Origin of the sequence: Campylobacter sp. RM12651 (genome assembly GCF_022369475.1) — a bacterium.
In the GTDB taxonomy this organism is placed as follows: domain Bacteria; phylum Campylobacterota; class Campylobacteria; order Campylobacterales; family Campylobacteraceae; genus Campylobacter_E.
In genome coordinates, this window is record NZ_CP059600.1 from 927829 (window position 1) to 945074 (window position 17246).

Genomic DNA, 17246 nt, shown 5'->3' on the forward strand with positions numbered 1-17246 from the left:
TATGAATATACACGAATATCAAGCAAAAGAAATTTTTGCTAAATTTGGTGTGCCTACTTTAAAAGGTAAGGTTGCATTTAGTGTTGAAGAAGCTGTTGCAAACGCAAAAGAATTAGGCGGAAGTGTTTGGGCTGTAAAAGCTCAAATCCATGCTGGTGGTCGTGGTTTAGGTGGCGGTGTAAAAATCGCTAAGAATTTAGATGAAGTTAAAATGTATGCTGAAAAAATATTAGGTATGAACCTTGTAACTCATCAAACAGGACCAGAAGGAAAACTTGTTAGAAAACTTTATATTGAAAGTGGTGCAAATATTGCTAAAGAATATTATTTAGCACTATTATTTAATAGAATGGAAGAAAAAATCACAATCATTGCTTCAAGTGAAGGTGGTATGGATATAGAAAAAGTTGCAGCAGAGCAACCTGAAAAAATAGCAAAAGTTACAATTGACCCTGCAATTGGCTTTAAAATGTTTCACGGACTTGAAGTAGTAAAAGTTTTAGGTCTAAATAAAGATGAAGGTAAAAAATTAATAACATTTATAGATAAATTATATAAATTATATTTAGCAAAAGATGCAAATTTAGTAGAAATTAACCCATTAATCAAAACTGCAGAAGGCGAGTTTTTCGCACTTGATGCTAAGATGAGTTTTGATGATAGTGGTCTTTATAGAAATCCAGATATTGCAGAATTAAAAGATGAAACAGAAGAAAACCCAGCAGAGCTAGAAGCTAGTAAATATGGTTTAAGTTATGTAAAACTTGATGGCGATGTGGCTTGTATGGTAAATGGTGCAGGTCTTGCTATGGCTACAATGGATATTATTAATTATAGTGGCTGCAAACCAGCAAACTTCTTAGATGTTGGTGGTGGAGCAAGTGCTGAAACCGTTGCAAAAGCATTTGAGATTATTATGAGAGATAAGAATGTAAAAGTAATTTTCATTAATATTTTTGGTGGTATCGTAAGATGTGATAGAATTGCAAATGGTGTTTTAGAAGCTACAAAAACAACTAAAATTGATATTCCTGTAGTAGTTCGCTTAGATGGAACAAACGCTAAAGAAGCAAAAGAAATTCTAGATAATTCAGGTCTTAAAAATATTCACGCAGCAACAGATTTTGCAAATGGTGCTGAAATTGTAAAAAGCTTAGTAAAGTAAGGAGAAAAAATGAGTATATTAGTAAATAAAAATACAAAAGTAATAGTTCAAGGCTTTACAGGTAAAGAAGCTACATTTCACGCAGAACAATGTATTGCTTATGGTACAAATATAGTTGGTGGTGTAACTCCATTTAAAGGTGGAGAAACTCATTTAGGAAAGCCTGTATTTGATACGGTTAAAGAAGCAGTTAGTAAAACTGGTGCTGATACAAGTTTAATTTTCGTTCCTCCTTTTGCTGTTGGAGATAGTATCATTGAAGCTGCTGATGCAGGAATTAAACTTGCAGTAGTAATCACAGAACATACTCCTGTAAAAGATATGATGTTCGCAAAAGCTTATGCAAATAAAAAAGGTATGAAAATAATTGGACCAAACTGCCCAGGAATTATCACTGCAGATGAATGTAAATTAGGAATTATGCCAGGCTTTATATTTAAAAAAGGAAATATCGGTGTAATTTCTAAAAGTGGAACTTTAACTTATGAAGCAGCAAATCAAGTTGTTTTAGGTGGTTATGGAATTACAACTGCAGTTGGAATTGGAGGAGACCCAATCATAGGTCTTGCTTATAAAGAATTATTAGCTGAATTTGAAAAAGATAGCGAAACTAAAGCTATAGTTATGATAGGTGAAATTGGTGGAAGCTTAGAAGTTGAAGCTGCTAAATTTATAAAAGAAAATATCACAAAACCTGTTGTAGCATTTATAGCAGGTGCAACTGCTCCAAAAGGTAAAAGAATGGGTCACGCAGGTGCTATTGTAGGAAGTGCTGACGAAAGTGCTGCTGCTAAAAAAGAAGCTTTAAAAAGCTATGGAGTTCATGTAGTTGATTCTCCTGCAGATATCGGTAAAAAAATCAAAGAAATTTTAAAATAATTAAAGCCTAGATAATCTAGGCTTAGAAAGGTTAAAAATGGAAAATAATAATAATGCACCTGTATGGGTGGATGAAAAAAGATGTAAAGCCTGTAATATATGCGTAAGCTATTGTCCTATGGGCGTTATTGCTATGAGAGATGAACCAAGTGCTGTTTTAGGTCAAATGATTGAAGTAGTTAATCCAGAATCATGCATAGGTTGTAGAGATTGTGAAACTCATTGTCCTGATTTTGCGATTAATGTTGCAGATGCTAAAGGCTTTAAATTTGCAAAACCTACTCAAGAAGGTAAAGATAGAGCGGCTGCAATTAAAGCTAACAATTTTAAAAAGTTAAAGGCGTAAAGATGAGAGAAGTAATATCAACAGGAAATAATTTAATAGCTCAAGCTGCAATTGATTGTGGTTGTTCTTTTTTTGGTGGTTATCCAATAACTCCTAGTAGTGAGATAGCTCATGAATTAAGCCATATGCTACCAAAAGCTGGTGGAACATTTATTCAAATGGAAGATGAGATAAGTGGAATTAGCGTTGCACTAGGTGCGGCTATGAGTGGTGCAAAAGCAATGACTGCAAGTAGTGGTCCTGGAATTAGCTTAAAAGCAGAACAAATAGGACTTGCATATATAGCTGAAATTCCAATCGTAATAGTAAATGTTATGCGTGGTGGTCCATCAACTGGTCTTCCAACTCGTGTTGCTCAAGGCGATTTATTTCAAGCAAAAGCTCCAAGTCATGGAGATATAGCAAGTATTGCTATTGCACCTGCTAGTCTTGAAGAAAGCTATAATCTAACAATAACAGCATTTAATTATGCTAATAAATACTCAACTCCAGTATTTTTATTAATGGACGAAACGGTTGGACATATGAATGGTAAAGCAATTTTACCTGATGTAAAAGATTTAAAAATAGAACCACGCCGTGAATTTACAGGAGACCCAAAAGATTATAAACCTTATAAAGCTGATATGGATGAACCTGCTACATTAAATCCATTCTTTAAAGGCTATCGTTATCATATAGCTGGTCTTCATCACGGAGATATAGGTTTTCCAACTGAAGATGGCAAAATAGTTGATTATAATATGAGAAGATTAGTCGGTAAGATTAAAAATAAAGTAGATGAATTAGCACTTTATGAAGAATATATGTTAGATGATGCTGATATTTGCATTATTGCTTACGGAAGCGTTGCTCGTGCTGCAAAAGAAGCAATTGCAAGACTTAGAGCGCAAGGATTGAAAGTAGGTTTATTTAGACCAATTACTTTATATCCAGTTCATGAGAAAAAAATAGCTGAAGTTTGCTCAAGATTTAAGAAAATTTTAGTAACAGAATTAAATATGGGACAATATTTAGAAGAAATTCAAAGAGCAAGTAAGAGAGATGATTTTGCTAGCTTACATAGAGCTAATGGTCGTCCAATAACTCCAAGTGAAATTGAAGCAAAAGTAAAGGAGAGTTTCTAATGGCTTTTAATTATGATGATTATTTAAGAGTAGATAAAATGCCTACTCAGTGGTGCTGGGGATGTGGTGATGGTGTTGTTTTAAAATGTATTATTAAAGCAATTGCAAAAATGGGTTGGAATATGGATGATGTTTGCGTAGTTAGTGGTATTGGCTGTAGTGGTCGTATGAGCTCATATGTAAATTGCAATACCGTTCATACAACTCATGGTCGTGCATTAGCTTATGCAACTGGTATTAAATTAGCTAATCCAACTAAACATGTAATAGTTGTAACAGGTGATGGCGATACAACTGCAATTGGTGGTAATCATTTAATCCATGCTGCAAGAAGAAATATTGATTTAACTCATATTATGATTAATAACTTTATTTATGGACTTACAAATTCTCAAACAAGCCCAATGACCCCACAAGGATTTTACACAGTTACAGCTCAATTTGGTAATATTGACCCTACATTTGATGCTTGCGAATTAGTAAAAGCAGCTGGAGCTAGTTTTATAGCTCGTGGTAATGTAATTGATGCTGCTAAACTTGAAAATATGATTTATAAAGCAATGGCTCATGAAGGATATAGTTTTATTGATTGCTTTAGTAACTGCCATATTAATTTAGGTCGTAAAAATAAAATGGGCGAAGCTGTTCAAATGCTTGATTGGATAAGTAATCGTTCTGTTGAAAAATCTAAATTTGATAAATTAAGCGATGAAGAAAAAGTTGATAAATTCCCAGTTGGAATTTTATATGAAAATAAAACTAAACCTGAATATTGCAAAGCTTATGAAGAAGTTCGCCGTGCTGCTAAAGAAGGTAGAATGGTTAATTTAAATGCTTTAGGGGGTGCTAAATGAAATTCCAATTAAGATTTGGTGGAGAAGGCGGTCAAGGTGTAATTACTGCTGGTGAGATTTTAGCAGCTGCTTGGATGGAAAAGGGTGGAAGTAGTAAAAAAGGTGCTTATGCTATAAAAGCTAGTACATATACTTCTCAAGTTCGTGGTGGTCCAACTAAGGTTGATATTATTTTAGATGATGAAGAAATATTATTTCCTTATGCAGTTGAAGGCGAAATTACTTTTATGCTTTCAACTGCTCAAAAAGGCTATTCTGGTTTTAAAGATGGTGTTTGTGAAGGTGGAATAATAGTAGTTGAGCCAAATCTAGTAAAACCAAGTGAAGAAGATAGAAAGAAATTTAAAATATTTGAAATTCCAATCATTACAATAGCTAAAGATGAAGTTGGCAATGTGGCTACTCAATCAGTTGTTGCGCTTGCAATTGCGGTATATATGAGCAAATGTATGGATACTGATGTTGTAAAAGAAGTTATGTTAAGTCATGTGCCACCAAAAACTCGTGATGCAAATGCTAAGGCTTATGATTTAGGTATAAAATACGCTAAAAAAGCTTTAGGAGAATAATTTTAAGCCCTTTATAGGGCTTAAATATTAATTATTTAATAAAAATTTAATATTAATCTTTAAATTATTAAAAAATATACTTTATTTTTCTTTTTAATAAATTCTTATTATAATTACTTACTTTTTGAAAAGGAGATGTTATGACTAAGGATAAAATTCCTTTAGCTATTTTATGTATATTAATAGCTATTTCATTTGTATTTATTCCGGTTCCTGAAAGTCTAATTTCTATTAAACAAGCTGCTTTATTAAAGGCTCATTCTGATTTTTCAGAACAAAAATTATTAGAATTAAGCTTATTTGATGCAAGACTTTCTTGGATATATTTAGGTTGTTTTATAGCTACTGTTTTATGTATTATTTTAAAGGTAATGCCACTTGGTGCAGTTAGCTTAATATCTATTGCTTTTATAGCAATTTCTACAATTAGCGTTAGTGCTGATATTAGTGGAGCTGCTAGAAGTAAGGCTGCTATTAAAGATGCTTTAAGTGCATTTTCTAATAGCTTAATATGGCTTATTGTAATATCTATTATGCTCGCTCGTGGTATTATCAAAACTGGTCTTGGAAGAAGATTGGCATTTTATTTTTTAAGCATATTTGGTAAAAAAACTTTAGGTATAGGATATTCAATTGCTTTAAGCGAAGTGTTTTTAGCTCCAATTACTCCATCAAATACTGCAAGGGGCGGTGGTATAATTAATCCAATAGTTCAATCAATTGCTAAAGCTCTAGGTTCAGAGCCAAATAATGGCAGTGCAAATAAAGCAGGAACATATCTTAGCCTTGTAAATTATCAATCAAATCCAATTACATCTGCTATGTTTATTACCGCAACTGCACCAAATCCATTGGTAGTAAAACTAATTTCAGATGCAACTAATGCAAATATTAGTATTACTTGGGGGCAATGGGCTTTAGGAATGTTTGTTCCTGGAATGTGTGCGATATTGCTTATGCCATTAGTGATTTATTTTTTAAGCCCACCTGAACTTAAAGAAACACCTGATGCAAGAGAATTAGCTAAAAAAGAATTAGCTGCTATGGGTAAATTTAGCTTAGATGAAAAAATTATGCTTAGTATTTTTGGATTATGCTTATTCTTATGGGCTGGAATGCCTAGTAATTTTGCTAATTGGTTTGGTTTTAGCGAATATGCAAAGGCCTTGACGTTTGATCCTGCTAGTGTGGCGGCTTTAGGACTTGCAATTGCGCTTTTAACTGGTGTTTTAAAATACGATGAATTATTAGCAGAAAAGACAGCTTGGGATACATTAGTATGGTTTGCTGCTTTAATTATGCTTGCTACTATGCTTGATAAATTAGGTTTAGCTGCATTTTTAGGACAAGAGTTAAAAATGGCAGCTTCATCTTTAGGGCTTAGTGTAACTTTTGTAATGATATTTTTTACTTTAGCGTTTTTATATTCGCACTATTTTTTCGCAAGCACAACAGCTCATATTTCAGCAATGTTTTTGGTATTTTATAAAACAGGGCTTGATTTAGGAGCACCACCTATGCTATATGCTTTTATGTTAGCAGCTGCAGGAAATATTATGATGGCACTTACGCATTATGCTACAGGGACTGCTCCTGTTGTATTTGGTAGTGGTTATGTTAGTCTTAATAAATGGTGGATAATAGGTTTTATTGTAAGTGTTATTGATATAGCAGTTATGATTTGTGTTGGCTTGGTATGGTGGAAGATATTAGGCTTTTATTGATTTAAGAATTTGAAATAGGAAATTCCTATTTCAAATTCTAAACACAAAATTATTAATAAACTTCCACATATACCATACCATCATCAGTATATCTTGCACTATAATCAAACCAATTTTCAGCACTTTGTTTTGTGTTTTTATTTGTCATTTTCATTTCAGCTTTACATCTAATTAGTTTTTTTTCTTTATCTATTTTTTCAGTCATAAATCCAGAATACGAAATATCTAATGAAGAAATATTAGGAACTTGTTTTTTAACAATTTGAGTAACAACATCAGTTACTTCTTTATCATCACAACTAGGTATAGAACCACAACCTATACAAAATACACTAACCACAATTAAAGAAAAATATATTTTTTTCACGATATATCCTTATATAATTTGTAAAATTTGTTGATAATTGTATTGTCTAACTTTTTTGCCAATATTTATAATATCAATAATCCACCATATAATTCCTATTGCAAACATACAAGTAATGAATTTGAGTATAAAAATAAGTATGCCTAAACCAATAGAGCCAAGATAAAATCTATCTACATAAAACATAGCACATATAATTCCAGTAGTAGGATTTTTAAGCTTTGCAGCAAGTAGTTTGTCTGAAAAGTTTTTTCTTTCAGCATCGTTCATTCTCTCTAACTTTTCTCTTAAATTAATTACAGCCATTCCGTCTTTTGGCAACTTGTCTTGAATACTCATTAAAATACTATTCGTATCCATTTACACTCCTTAATAAAAAATTAAATCCATATAATACCCCCCCCCCCAATCTTAAAAGTAGCTTAAAATAATTTTAAAATATTTAAAACAAAAATTATCTTATTTAGGCTACAATGAAACTACATTTTAATTTTAAGGAGAAGTTATGAAAAAAGTTGGTATTTTTTATGCTACAAAAGGTGGTACTACTAAAGCTTTTGCAGAGCAAATCGCAGCAAAAATTGGTGCTGATGTTGTAAATATTAAAGATGTTGAAATAAACGCATTATCAGAATATAAAACTTTAATCTTAATGAGTTCAAGCTATTTTTTTGGTGCTTTGGCTGATGATTGGGGAAGTAAAGTAAAATTATTAAATACTATTGATTTTAGCGATAAAAATGTAGCTATCGTAGGTGTTGGCGGACAAGAAAGACATCCTGATAGTTTTTGCTCTGGTGTAGCTGATTTTTATGATAAATTAGCTTTTAGTGGAGCAAGATTTATAGGCGAAGTTTGCTCAAGTGATTATAACTACACATTCTCAAGATTACAATTTGGAAAAGCTTTAAGAGGGCTTTGCCTTGATAAAGCTGATGGGGATAAAAACGAAGCAAGAATTAATGCTTGGGTTGAAAATATTAAAAAATATTTATGATTTTTAGGAAGCCAAGCTTCCTTTTTGGTAATGTTAGCATTTTTTAAACACTTATATTTGATATTTATTTTTAGACTTTGTTATGATAAAAAAGGTAATTTTTTATTGTTTTTATTTCAATTAGTTTCAGCGTTTTTTGTTTTTGTAACTTTTATTGTGATAGTTTTATATAGCTTAGAATACATAAGCGATCATACAAAAAATCTTGATGAACTTAAAAAGGCTGAAGGTGTATTGTACGATATAGAAAAGATAGTTTATAAGAAAATATTTAGGAGTAGAACTGATTACATAATATGGCATTATAAAATGATTGATAATAATAAAAATCACAAAACTTTCATAGCAAGAGAAGATAAAAGTTATGCAAAAAATCTCATAGGGCAAAAAGTAGCTATTTACTATGTTCCTAGCGTATTTTATCCAGAAATAAGACAATTAGAATCAAATGGCTTTATTTATGAGCGATACAAAGTAAGAGATAATTATGAAGATTTAAAGTATATTTTCCCATTTTTTATGTTTTTTGCGAGTATATTTTATATGCTAAATATTAAAGGCAAATACCCTGATGATTATGAATTACCATTACTTAAACATAGTATAAAGCTAAAGGCTTTTAATAAATATTTTTTGATTTTATTAATTTGGTTTATTTTTATAATCGCAGCGTTTAAATATAGTGATGAAATTATTATAATGTATTTTTTAATTATTTTAAATCCTATAATTACGCTAGTTTTTGAGCTAAAATTTAATTTAATCAAAATTAATTTTTATGATGATTTTTTAGAATTTGAATATGGATTTTTCTTATTTAAAGTCAAGTATAAGAAAATAAAATATATAGATTATCAAGGAATTTATATTCAAACTAAATATATTAATTTTATTATTAATATAAATAAATTGAGCGAAGATGATTTGGATTATTTAGCTATAAGTTTAAAAAATAATTCCTAATTAATTAAATTAGGAATTATGAAAAATTTAATTATGAAAATAAACCATTAACACTTTCATTATGATAAACACGGCGAATAACTTCTCCAAATAAAGGTGCAACACTTAAAACTGTTATTTTTTTACATTCTTTTGCTAGTGGTATAGTATCAGTTACTATTAATTCATCTAAAGCACCATTTTCTATTCTATCATAAGCAGCTCCACTTAAAACAGGATGAGTACAGCAAGCAATTACACTTTTAGCTCCTAATTTTTTAAACACTTCAGCAGCTTTAACAATAGTTCCTGCAGTATCAATCATATCATCAACTATAATTACATCTTTACCATTTACATCGCCAATTACATTCATAACTTCGCTTTCATTAGCTTTTTCACGGCGTTTATCAACAATAACAAGTTCTAAATCTAGTGCTTTTGCAACAGCTCTTGCACGAACAATTCCGCCTGTATCAGGACTTGCAACTACTGCTTTACTTAAATCTCTTTGTTTTAAATGTTCGTTAAAAATAATACTTCCGTATAAATTATCAACAGGGATATTAAAAAATCCTTGAATTTGACCTGCGTGTAAATCAATAGTAGCTACACGGCTAATTCCTGCAGTTTGCATTAAATCAGCTATTAATTTTGCACTAATTGGAACTCTAGGAGCTGCTTTTCTATCTTGTCTAGCATATCCAAAATAAGGAATTACAGCAGTGATTGAATTAGCTGAACTTCTTTTTAATGCGTCAGTTAATATTAATAATTCCATTAAATTATCATTCGCTGGTGCGCAAGTGCTTTGGATAATAAATACATCTTTACCACGCACACTTTCTCCAATTTGAACGCTAATTTCTCCATCACTAAAACGCTTAACTCCAGCATCGCTTAATTTACAATCTAATCTTTGAGCGACTTTATTGGCAAATTGAATATTTGCAGAACCCGAAAAAATGGTATAACCTCTCATAAAATAACCTTTCTAAATTAATAAAATGAGCTATTATATCTTAAAAAACTTATTTGTAAATTTGTTACAAAAAGTAACATATTGTTAAAAATATTACGATTATTCTTAATCTTGTTGTTATTATATGCTAAATTCAGCATTTAAAATTAAAATATTAAAATCTTATCACGAAAGGAAAATTATGGAATTTACACCTAATTTTAACCCACTTGGCAACATTTGGTTAAGTGCATTTGTAGCATTTTTACCTATACTTTGCTTTTTTCTTTGCCTAGTGGTTTTTAAGACAAAAGGTTATGTGGCAGGTTTTTTAACCGTTGTTACAGCCATTCTTGTTGCAGTTTTTGCTTATAAAATGCCGTTAAATGCTGCATTTGCTAGTATTATAGTAGGTTTTACTACTGGTATTTGGCCTATTGCTTGGATTATAATAGCAGCTATTTTTCTTTATAAGCTTTCGATTAAATCAGGTCAATTTGAAGTAATTAAACAAAGTATTATGACAATTACGCCTGATCATCGTATTCAAGTAATCATCATTGGATTTTGTTTTGGAGCATTCTTAGAAGGTGCTATTGGATTTGGTGGACCTGTTGCAATTACTGCTGCTTTACTTGTTGGTTTAGGTCTTAGACCATTACAAGCAGCTGGATATTGTATGATAGCAAACACAGCTCCTGTTGCATTTGGTGCTATTGGTATTCCAATTATTGCAATGGCTCAAGCTGTTGGAATACAACAACATGAAGTTGCTGCTATGGTTGGTAGAATTTTACCTCCGTTTAGTTTTTGTATTCCATTTTTTATAGTATTTTTAATGGATGGTATGAAAGGTATTAAAGAAACTTTCCCTATTGTATTTGTTGCAGCTATTTCTTTTGCTATAGCACAATTTTTATCAGCAAACTTCTTAGGTGCTGAATTACCTGATATTATTTCAGCTATTGTTTCTTTAGTAGCTACTGCTGTTGCTGCAAAAACATTTAAACTTAAAAATATTGTAAGATTTGATGATAAAAAAGATTTTAGCGATGTAAAAACTTTAAGCATCAAAGAAATTGTTTATGCCTGGTCACCTTTCTTATTATTAATTGTATTTGTTGTTATATGGACTCAAGGTTGGTTTAAATCATTATTTGGAACTGATGCAGCTTTAGCATTTACAAATCTTAAATTATCATTTGCTAGTTTAGGTGATTTAGCAGTTATTAAACCATCACTTGTAGAAGGTGGAAAAGCAGGAACTCAACCTTTAGGACTAGGAATTCCATTAATCAACACTCCAGGAACAGCTATTTTATTTGCTGCAATTGCAAGTATATATATTTTAAAAGTAAAAGCTAGTGATGCTAAAGTATGCTTTAATGATACTTTAAGAGAAATGGCGTTTCCTATTTTAACTATTGGTTTAGTTGTTGGTTTTGCAAAAATTACTGATTATAGTGGAGCTAGTGGAACATTAGGAATTGCATTATCACAAACTGGTGGAGCATTTACATTCTTCTCTCCTGTAATTGGCTGGATTGGAGTATTCTTAACAGGTTCTGATACAAGTGCAAACCTTTTATTTGGTTCTTTACAACAAGTTACAGCTCATCAATTAGGCTTTTCTGACACATTATTCTTAGCAGCAAATAGTGCAGGTGGTGTTGTTGGTAAAATGATATCTCCACAAAGTATTGCAGTTGCTTGTGCTGCTGTTGGTCTTGTAGGACGCGAGAGTGAGTTGTTTAAATACACAGTTAAATACTCAATAGCTATGATAATAATTATAGGAATTTGGGTAAGCTTAATTGCATATTTTATGCCTGGAATTATACCACCTAGTATTCCTTTAGCTAAATAATTATGCTTAGTTTAAAAAGGTTAATTAAAAAAAATCTAGGAATATATTTTATGGTTATTGCTAGTTTTGCATTTGCACTCATGGGGTGCTGTGCAAAACTACTTGCAAATACTATGCCTAGTGTAGAAATAATGTTTTTTAGAAATGTTATTGGAGTTATTTTTATAGCTTATTTGATTTATAAAATTCCACACAAAAAATCAGGTGGTAAATTCTCTTTATTGTTTTTTCGTGGTTTAATAGGAACTATTTCTTTATATTTTTTCTTTTATAATGTCGCTAATATTTCTTTAGGCGGTGCTTTTGCTTTTCAAAAAACAAATCCACTTTTTGTAGCATTAATTGCATTTTTGTTTTTTAAAGAGCAGTTAGGATTTAAAAGTATTTTATATTTATTATTAGCTTTTGGTGGTGTAATGTTAATAATTCAACCATTTGCACCTGAACATTTACATAGTGGTTTTGATATTAAAAACTCAATTTTAGGTGTTTTAAGTGGTTTAACAGCAGCACTTGCTTTAACAAGCGCTAGGGAATTAGGAAAGTTTTACAATACTGAAGTTATAGCATCAAGTTTTTTTATACTAGGAACAATTTTACCTATATTATCTATGCTAGGCGGAGAGTATTTAAATGAGAGTATTATTAGGCATTTTGATTTTGCTTTTGCTACATTTGTAATGCCTGTTGGATATAAAATATGGACTTTAATTATTTTAATGGGCTCTTTATCGATTCTATACCAAATATATGTAACAAAAGCCTATAAAGTAGCTAAAAAGGCTGGGGTTGTAGCTGGAGTTGGATATATTGATGTTGTATTTACTTTATTTTTAGGAATACTTTTAGGAGATGATTTACCAAGTTTTGTAGTTTTAACAGGTATAATCTGCGTTTTAATAGGTGGTATAGGAATAAGTTTAAGTAAGGATAATAAAAAATGAGAAAAATAATATTATTTGCAGGACCTTGCGTTATAGAAAGTCCTGAAATTGTTACAGAAGTTGCAAAAAGATTAGAAAAAATTGCAAAACATCCACAAATTGATTTTTATTTTAAATCAAGTTTTGATAAAGCAAATCGCACAAGTTTAGATAGTTTTAGAGGACCTGGACTTGAAAAAGGTTTGCAGATTTTAGCTGATATAAAATCTAAATTTGGATATAAAATAATTACAGATATTCACGAGAGTTATCAAGCTGAAATTGCAGCTCAAGTTGTTGATACTCTACAAATTCCAGCTTTTTTATGCAGACAAACTGATTTATTAGTTGCAGCCGCTAAAACTAAAGCTATTATAAATATTAAAAAAGGTCAATTTTTAAATCCAAGTGATATGAAATATAGCGTAGCAAAAGTAGCACAGACTAGAGGGTATGATTATAAAACTAATGATGAAAGTTTTTTTGCTTGCTCTGATATTGGAGAATTATCATATAAAGATTTAAAAGACGAAGATTTTTCAAAAGCTCATCAAATGGCAAGAGAAGCTGGTGTTTTAGCGGTTGAGCGTGGAACTAGTCTTGGATATGGGAATTTAGTTGTTGATATGAGATCTCTTAAAATTATGAGAAATTTCGCACCTGTTATATTTGATGCTACACATAGCGTTCAAATGCCTGGAGCAGCAGGTGGTAAGAGTGGTGGAGATAGTTCTTTTGTATTGCCTTTAGCAAGAGCTGCTGCTGGAGTTGGCGTTGATGGATTTTTCTTTGAAACACATTTTAATCCGTGTGAAGCTTTATGCGATGGACCTAATATGGTAGCTACTAGCAAATTAGAAGAGAAAATTAATTTATTATTGAAAATATTAAATAAGGAATAAGTATGAATATTATTGAAGGACAATTAAAATTAAATGGTAATGAGAAATTTGCCATAATAAATGCTAGATTTAATAGTTTTATAACTGATAAATTAGTTGAAGGTGCTAAAGATGCTTTTGTTCGTTTTGGTGGAAATGAAAAGAATTTAGATTTAATTTTAGTTCCTGGTGCTTTTGAATTACCTTATGCTTTAAAACAAGCAGTGAAGAAAAATTATGATGGAATAGTGGTTTTAGGTGCTGTTATTCGTGGAGATACTCCACATTTTGATTATGTATCAGCAGAATGCACTAAGGGTGTTGCAGCTATAACTTTAGCAAATGATACTCCAATTAGTTTTGGTGTTCTTACAACAAACACTACAGAGCAAGCTATGGATAGAGCAGGAATTAAAAGTGGTAATAAAGGTTATGAAGCTATGGTAACTACTATTGAAATGCTAAATTTACAAAGAGTTCAAAATGGCAACTAGACATCAAGCTAGAAAAACGGTTGTAAGTTTATTGTATTCATTTGATTATGTTCAAAATAGTGAGCATGTAAATGATTATTTAGAAGAGCATAAAATAAGAAATGCTATTCGTGAATGGGCTTTAGAATTATTTAACGGCGTTCAAGCAAATCTATTAAAAATAGATGAGTGTTTAAAAGGTATTTTAGAAAGCAATGAAGTTAGTAATTTAGGTGGTATGGAAAAAGCTATTTTAAGACTTGGTGTTTATGAATTGCTTTTTACAAAAACAGATAAAGCTGTTGTTATAAATGAAGCTATTGAACTAGCTAAAGAATATGCAAGTGATAATGCACCTAAGCTTATTAATGGTGTATTAGATAAAGTTAGAAATTAATTTTAAATTAGCTAATATTTTTTATATTAGCTAATTACTCGTTGAATATTTTAATAGATATTTTTATATTTTATTTTCCAAATTAAATTCCTAATAGTTTTATGATATTTATTAAAATAATCAAAAAGGATAAATATGGAAAATGTTTTAATGCTAATGATAGGGGTATCAATATTATTAGCTTTTATAGTAATCATTGCCTTTATTTGGGGTTTTAAAAATAAACAATTTACCGAAAATAATGGCTTTTTAGAATTAAATGATAGTGAAGAAGCATTAAATGATGCAATTATTTTAGAACAAAGAAAAATGGAATTAAAAAATATGAAAAAGGCTTTATTTTTAGATAGAGATGGAGTAATTAATAAGGATTTTTCTTATGTTTATGAATTAGAAAAATTAGTATTTATGCCTAATATTTTTGAGATAGTTAAATTCTTTCAAGATAAAGATTATTTGATTTTTATAATTACAAATCAAAGTGGAGTAGGGCGTGGGTATTTTACAAAAGAGCAAATGGATATTTTTAATGAAGCAATTTTAAATGAGTTTAAAAATCATAAAATTAATATAAGTAAAATTTATTCTTGTTTGCATATACCTAGTGATAATTGTGAATGTAGAAAACCAAAAGCTGGTCTTATTTTACAAGCAGCTAAAGAATTTAATTTAGATTTATTTAATTCAATTTTTATAGGCGATAAAGTAAGTGATATGCAAGCGGCTATAAATGCAAATATCAATAATCGTTATTTGTTTAATGAAGATTTAAAAGAATTTGAATATTGTAAAAAAGTGAATAATTTATTAGATATAAAAAAGGACTATGAATGAAAAATATTAAAGCTTTAGTAATTGGAGATTTAATACACGATATTTATGTTTTCGCAAATTGCACTAGAATTAGTCCAGAAGCACCAGTTCCAGTAATCACTCCTAAAAGTGAGAAAAAAGTCTTAGGTGGTATGGCAAATGTGGCTAATAATCTTGCAAAATTAGGTGCAAATGTTAGTATTTTAAGTGTTATTGGAGATGATGATAGTGCTAAATTTATTGAAAACGAATTGCAAAAACAAAATATAACTTGCCATATAATTAAGCAAAAAGATAGAAAAACTTCTACAAAAACTCGTATTTTTGGCTCAAATCAGCAAATAGTAAGAATAGATATAGAAAGCACAGAGCAAATTAGCGATAAATTAGCTGATGAATTATTTGATAAAATACGCAATGATAAATATGATGTAATTATTTTTAGCGATTATGATAAAGGAGTTGTTAGTCCTTATTTAGCACAAAAAATAATTAAATTTGCAAAAGATAGCAATACTTTAAGCCTAGCAGACCCTAAGAAAGATTTTTATAAGTTTAAAGGCATAGATTTAATAACACCTAATTACAAAGAAGCTTGTGAATTTTTAGGTAATTTTAATGAATATGATGATGATATATTATTAAAATCATTAGAAAAATTACAAAAAGAATTGGATTTAAAAATACCATTAATTACTTTAGGTAGCAATGGAATTGCTGCTGTTTATGATAATAAATTAAATCGCCATTATGCTTTAGCTAAAGAAGTTTTTGATGTAACCGGTGCTGGAGATAGCGTGATTTCATCATTATCATTTTTCTTAGCGAATGATTTTAATATTAGTAAAAGTATAGATTTAGCTAATAAAGCTGCTGCTATTGTTGTAGGTAAGATAGGGGCTGTTAGCGTAGGGCTTGATGAGATTATAAATTTTGATAATGAATTTTATAAATTTAAAAATATAGATGAGATTAAACAACTTAGTAAAGGTAAAAAAATAGTTTTTACCAATGGCTGTTTTGATATTTTGCATTACGGGCATCTTAGTTATTTAAGAGCAGCTAAGGAGTTAGGAGATATTTTAGTTGTTGGTTTAAATTCTGATGAAAGTATTAAGAGATTAAAAGGTGAAAATAGACCAATTAATAATATAATGACTAGAAAAGCTATGATGTGTGCTTTAGAATTTGTAGATTATGTTTGTGAATTTAGTGAAGATACGCCAATTAATTTAATTAAAACTTTAGAGCCTGATATATTGGTAAAAGGTGCTGATTATGAAGGAAAAGAAGTTGTTGGCTCATCATATGCAAAAGAAGTAAAATTAATAGAATTTAAAACAGGATATTCAACCACAAATATTATAGAAAAAATAAAGGAGTTATATGTTAAATAAATTAAAAAATGAGTTAAACGAGCACAAAAAAGCTTATGATAATATTAATGAAGAATATTTAAAAGATATTATTCAAGTAGCTGATATTATAAAAAAAGCTTTGGAAAATGGTAAAAAATTATTGATTTTTGGCAATGGTGGTAGTGCTGCAGATGCCCAACATTTTGCAGCCGAACTTAGTGGAAGATATAAATGTGAGCGTAATGGTCTTAGTGCTATTGCACTTAGCACAGATACTTCAGCACTAACTGCAATCGGTAATGATTATGGCTATGAATATGTGTTTAGTAGACAAGTAAATGCTATTGCTAAAAGTGAAGATATAGTGTTTGGTATAAGCACTAGCGGGACTAGTAAAAATGTTATTTTAGCACTTGAAGAAGCTAGAAAAATTGGTTGCAAATGCGTTTTATTAGCTAGTGAAAAATTAGAAAATAGTCCGTATTTTGCCCTAAAAGCACCTAGTAAGAATACGCCAAGAATACAAGAAATTCATATTTTCACAATACATTGTATTTGTGAAATACTGGATAATTATTTTAAAGATAAATAAGGTTTGAGCTT

The 17246-nt window shown here is 30.1% G+C and carries 20 protein-coding genes; 17 read left to right on the forward strand and 3 right to left on the reverse strand.

Translation table 11 applies throughout. The annotated features are described in order from the left end of the window. The first annotated feature begins 1 nt into the window (after position 1). The 7 genes from sucC (at position 2) to AVBRAN_RS04550 (ending at position 6664) form a co-directional block, all read left to right on the forward strand. Positions 2–1165, forward strand: coding sequence for an ADP-forming succinate--CoA ligase subunit beta (gene sucC / locus AVBRAN_RS04520; RefSeq protein ID WP_214118504.1), 1164 nt, complete (start codon positions 2–4; stop codon positions 1163–1165). Between the two features lie 9 nt (positions 1166–1174). Continuing rightward, complete coding sequence (gene sucD, locus AVBRAN_RS04525; protein WP_214118506.1) at positions 1175–2044, forward strand: succinate--CoA ligase subunit alpha; 870 nt, start codon at positions 1175–1177, stop codon at positions 2042–2044. 37 nt (positions 2045–2081) lie between these two features. Beyond that, positions 2082–2390 (forward strand): 4Fe-4S binding protein, encoded by a 309-nt coding sequence (locus AVBRAN_RS04530; protein WP_214118508.1) that lies wholly within the window; start codon positions 2082–2084, stop codon positions 2388–2390. Positions 2391–2392: 2 nt separating this feature from the next. Then, on the forward strand, positions 2393–3517 hold the full coding sequence (locus tag AVBRAN_RS04535; protein ID WP_214150341.1) for a 2-oxoglutarate synthase subunit alpha: 1125 nt from the start codon (positions 2393–2395) through the stop codon (positions 3515–3517). Next, on the forward strand, positions 3517–4371 hold the full coding sequence (locus AVBRAN_RS04540; protein WP_214118511.1) for a 2-oxoglutarate ferredoxin oxidoreductase subunit beta: 855 nt from the start codon (positions 3517–3519) through the stop codon (positions 4369–4371). The genes AVBRAN_RS04535 and AVBRAN_RS04540 overlap by 1 nt, the downstream gene beginning before the upstream one ends. Further along, on the forward strand, positions 4368–4940 hold the full coding sequence (locus AVBRAN_RS04545; protein ID WP_214118513.1) for a 2-oxoacid:acceptor oxidoreductase family protein: 573 nt from the start codon (positions 4368–4370) through the stop codon (positions 4938–4940). Before AVBRAN_RS04540 ends, AVBRAN_RS04545 begins: the two co-directional genes overlap by 4 nt. A 140-nt stretch (positions 4941–5080) precedes the next feature. Further along, positions 5081–6664: a DASS family sodium-coupled anion symporter gene (locus tag AVBRAN_RS04550; protein ID WP_214118516.1), complete on the forward strand. Its 1584-nt coding sequence runs from the start codon at positions 5081–5083 to the stop codon at positions 6662–6664. 52 nt (positions 6665–6716) lie between these two features. On the opposite strand, the gene AVBRAN_RS04555 is transcribed toward AVBRAN_RS04550, so the two are convergent. Together AVBRAN_RS04555 and AVBRAN_RS04560 are read right to left on the reverse strand one after the other, a co-directional pair. Next, positions 6717–7031, reverse strand: coding sequence for a hypothetical protein (locus AVBRAN_RS04555; protein WP_239803666.1), 315 nt, complete (start codon positions 7029–7031; stop codon positions 6717–6719). A 9-nt stretch (positions 7032–7040) separates the two neighbouring features. After that, complete coding sequence (locus AVBRAN_RS04560; protein ID WP_239803667.1) at positions 7041–7391, reverse strand: hypothetical protein; 351 nt, start codon at positions 7389–7391, stop codon at positions 7041–7043. Positions 7392–7536: 145 nt separating this feature from the next. On the opposite strand from AVBRAN_RS04560, the gene AVBRAN_RS04565 reads away from it, so the two are divergent. Together AVBRAN_RS04565 and AVBRAN_RS04570 are read left to right on the forward strand one after the other, a co-directional pair. After that, a complete protein-coding gene (locus AVBRAN_RS04565; protein ID WP_214118522.1) occupies positions 7537–8028 on the forward strand; it encodes a flavodoxin domain-containing protein in 492 nt (163 codons plus the stop codon). Between the two features lie 30 nt (positions 8029–8058). Continuing rightward, the gene (locus AVBRAN_RS04570; RefSeq protein ID WP_239803668.1) at positions 8059–8991 is read left to right on the forward strand and encodes a hypothetical protein; all 933 of its coding nucleotides are present in this window, start codon (positions 8059–8061) and stop codon (positions 8989–8991) included. Between the two features lie 31 nt (positions 8992–9022). Here the strand turns inward: AVBRAN_RS04570 and AVBRAN_RS04575 are convergent, their stop codons facing one another. Then, entirely contained in the window at positions 9023–9952 is a 930-nt protein-coding gene (locus tag AVBRAN_RS04575) for a ribose-phosphate pyrophosphokinase (RefSeq protein WP_239803669.1), read from the reverse strand. 181 nt (positions 9953–10133) lie between these two features. Here AVBRAN_RS04575 and AVBRAN_RS04580 point away from each other — a divergent pair, with 181 nt between their 5' ends. The 8 genes from AVBRAN_RS04580 to AVBRAN_RS04615 all read left to right on the forward strand — a co-directional run bounded on the left by AVBRAN_RS04580 (position 10134) and on the right by AVBRAN_RS04615 (position 17235). Further along, a complete protein-coding gene (locus AVBRAN_RS04580) occupies positions 10134–11798 on the forward strand; it encodes a lactate permease LctP family transporter (RefSeq protein WP_239803670.1) in 1665 nt (554 codons plus the stop codon). Between the two features lie 2 nt (positions 11799–11800). Beyond that, a complete protein-coding gene (locus AVBRAN_RS04585) occupies positions 11801–12742 on the forward strand; it encodes a DMT family transporter (protein WP_239803671.1) in 942 nt (313 codons plus the stop codon). Then, positions 12739–13623, forward strand: coding sequence for a 3-deoxy-8-phosphooctulonate synthase (kdsA, locus tag AVBRAN_RS04590; protein ID WP_239803672.1), 885 nt, complete (start codon positions 12739–12741; stop codon positions 13621–13623). Before AVBRAN_RS04585 ends, kdsA begins: the two co-directional genes overlap by 4 nt. A 2-nt stretch (positions 13624–13625) precedes the next feature. After that, positions 13626–14096, forward strand: a complete 471-nt coding sequence (gene ribH, locus AVBRAN_RS04595) for a 6,7-dimethyl-8-ribityllumazine synthase (protein WP_214118534.1) — start codon at positions 13626–13628, stop codon at positions 14094–14096. After that, complete coding sequence (gene nusB, locus AVBRAN_RS04600) at positions 14086–14472, forward strand: transcription antitermination factor NusB (protein ID WP_214120575.1); 387 nt, start codon at positions 14086–14088, stop codon at positions 14470–14472. Before ribH ends, nusB begins: the two co-directional genes overlap by 11 nt. A 135-nt stretch (positions 14473–14607) precedes the next feature. Beyond that, positions 14608–15306, forward strand: a complete 699-nt coding sequence (gene ccoS / locus AVBRAN_RS04605) for a cbb3-type cytochrome oxidase assembly protein CcoS (RefSeq protein ID WP_239803673.1) — start codon at positions 14608–14610, stop codon at positions 15304–15306. Beyond that, positions 15303–16682 (forward strand): D-glycero-beta-D-manno-heptose 1-phosphate adenylyltransferase, encoded by a 1380-nt coding sequence (gene rfaE2, locus AVBRAN_RS04610; RefSeq protein ID WP_239803674.1) that lies wholly within the window; start codon positions 15303–15305, stop codon positions 16680–16682. Before ccoS ends, rfaE2 begins: the two co-directional genes overlap by 4 nt. Next, on the forward strand, positions 16672–17235 hold the full coding sequence (locus AVBRAN_RS04615; RefSeq protein WP_239803675.1) for a D-sedoheptulose 7-phosphate isomerase: 564 nt from the start codon (positions 16672–16674) through the stop codon (positions 17233–17235). The genes rfaE2 and AVBRAN_RS04615 overlap by 11 nt, the downstream gene beginning before the upstream one ends. Positions 17236–17246 lie beyond the last annotated feature (11 nt).

Bases quoted from the DNA above. Each gene is read 5' to 3' on its own strand.
- sucC (WP_214118504.1), top strand. From the start codon at position 2: ATGAATATACACGAATATCAAGCAAAAGAAATTTTTGCTAAATTTGGT.
- sucD (WP_214118506.1), top strand. From the start codon at position 1,175: ATGAGTATATTAGTAAATAAAAATACAAAAGTAATAGTTCAAGGCTTT.
- AVBRAN_RS04530 (WP_214118508.1), top strand. From the start codon at position 2,082: ATGGAAAATAATAATAATGCACCTGTATGGGTGGATGAAAAAAGATGT.
- AVBRAN_RS04535 (WP_214150341.1), top strand. From the start codon at position 2,393: ATGAGAGAAGTAATATCAACAGGAAATAATTTAATAGCTCAAGCTGCA.
- AVBRAN_RS04540 (WP_214118511.1), top strand. From the start codon at position 3,517: ATGGCTTTTAATTATGATGATTATTTAAGAGTAGATAAAATGCCTACT.
- AVBRAN_RS04545 (WP_214118513.1), top strand. From the start codon at position 4,368: ATGAAATTCCAATTAAGATTTGGTGGAGAAGGCGGTCAAGGTGTAATT.
- AVBRAN_RS04550 (WP_214118516.1), top strand. From the start codon at position 5,081: ATGACTAAGGATAAAATTCCTTTAGCTATTTTATGTATATTAATAGCT.
- AVBRAN_RS04560 (WP_239803667.1), bottom strand. From the start codon at position 7,391: ATGGATACGAATAGTATTTTAATGAGTATTCAAGACAAGTTGCCAAAA.
- AVBRAN_RS04565 (WP_214118522.1), top strand. From the start codon at position 7,537: ATGAAAAAAGTTGGTATTTTTTATGCTACAAAAGGTGGTACTACTAAA.
- AVBRAN_RS04570 (WP_239803668.1), top strand. From the start codon at position 8,059: ATGTTAGCATTTTTTAAACACTTATATTTGATATTTATTTTTAGACTT.
- AVBRAN_RS04575 (WP_239803669.1), bottom strand. From the start codon at position 9,952: ATGAGAGGTTATACCATTTTTTCGGGTTCTGCAAATATTCAATTTGCC.
- AVBRAN_RS04580 (WP_239803670.1), top strand. From the start codon at position 10,134: ATGGAATTTACACCTAATTTTAACCCACTTGGCAACATTTGGTTAAGT.
- AVBRAN_RS04585 (WP_239803671.1), top strand. From the start codon at position 11,801: ATGCTTAGTTTAAAAAGGTTAATTAAAAAAAATCTAGGAATATATTTT.
- kdsA (WP_239803672.1), top strand. From the start codon at position 12,739: ATGAGAAAAATAATATTATTTGCAGGACCTTGCGTTATAGAAAGTCCT.
- ribH (WP_214118534.1), top strand. From the start codon at position 13,626: ATGAATATTATTGAAGGACAATTAAAATTAAATGGTAATGAGAAATTT.
- nusB (WP_214120575.1), top strand. From the start codon at position 14,086: ATGGCAACTAGACATCAAGCTAGAAAAACGGTTGTAAGTTTATTGTAT.
- ccoS (WP_239803673.1), top strand. From the start codon at position 14,608: ATGGAAAATGTTTTAATGCTAATGATAGGGGTATCAATATTATTAGCT.
- rfaE2 (WP_239803674.1), top strand. From the start codon at position 15,303: ATGAAAAATATTAAAGCTTTAGTAATTGGAGATTTAATACACGATATT.
- AVBRAN_RS04615 (WP_239803675.1), top strand. From the start codon at position 16,672: ATGTTAAATAAATTAAAAAATGAGTTAAACGAGCACAAAAAAGCTTAT.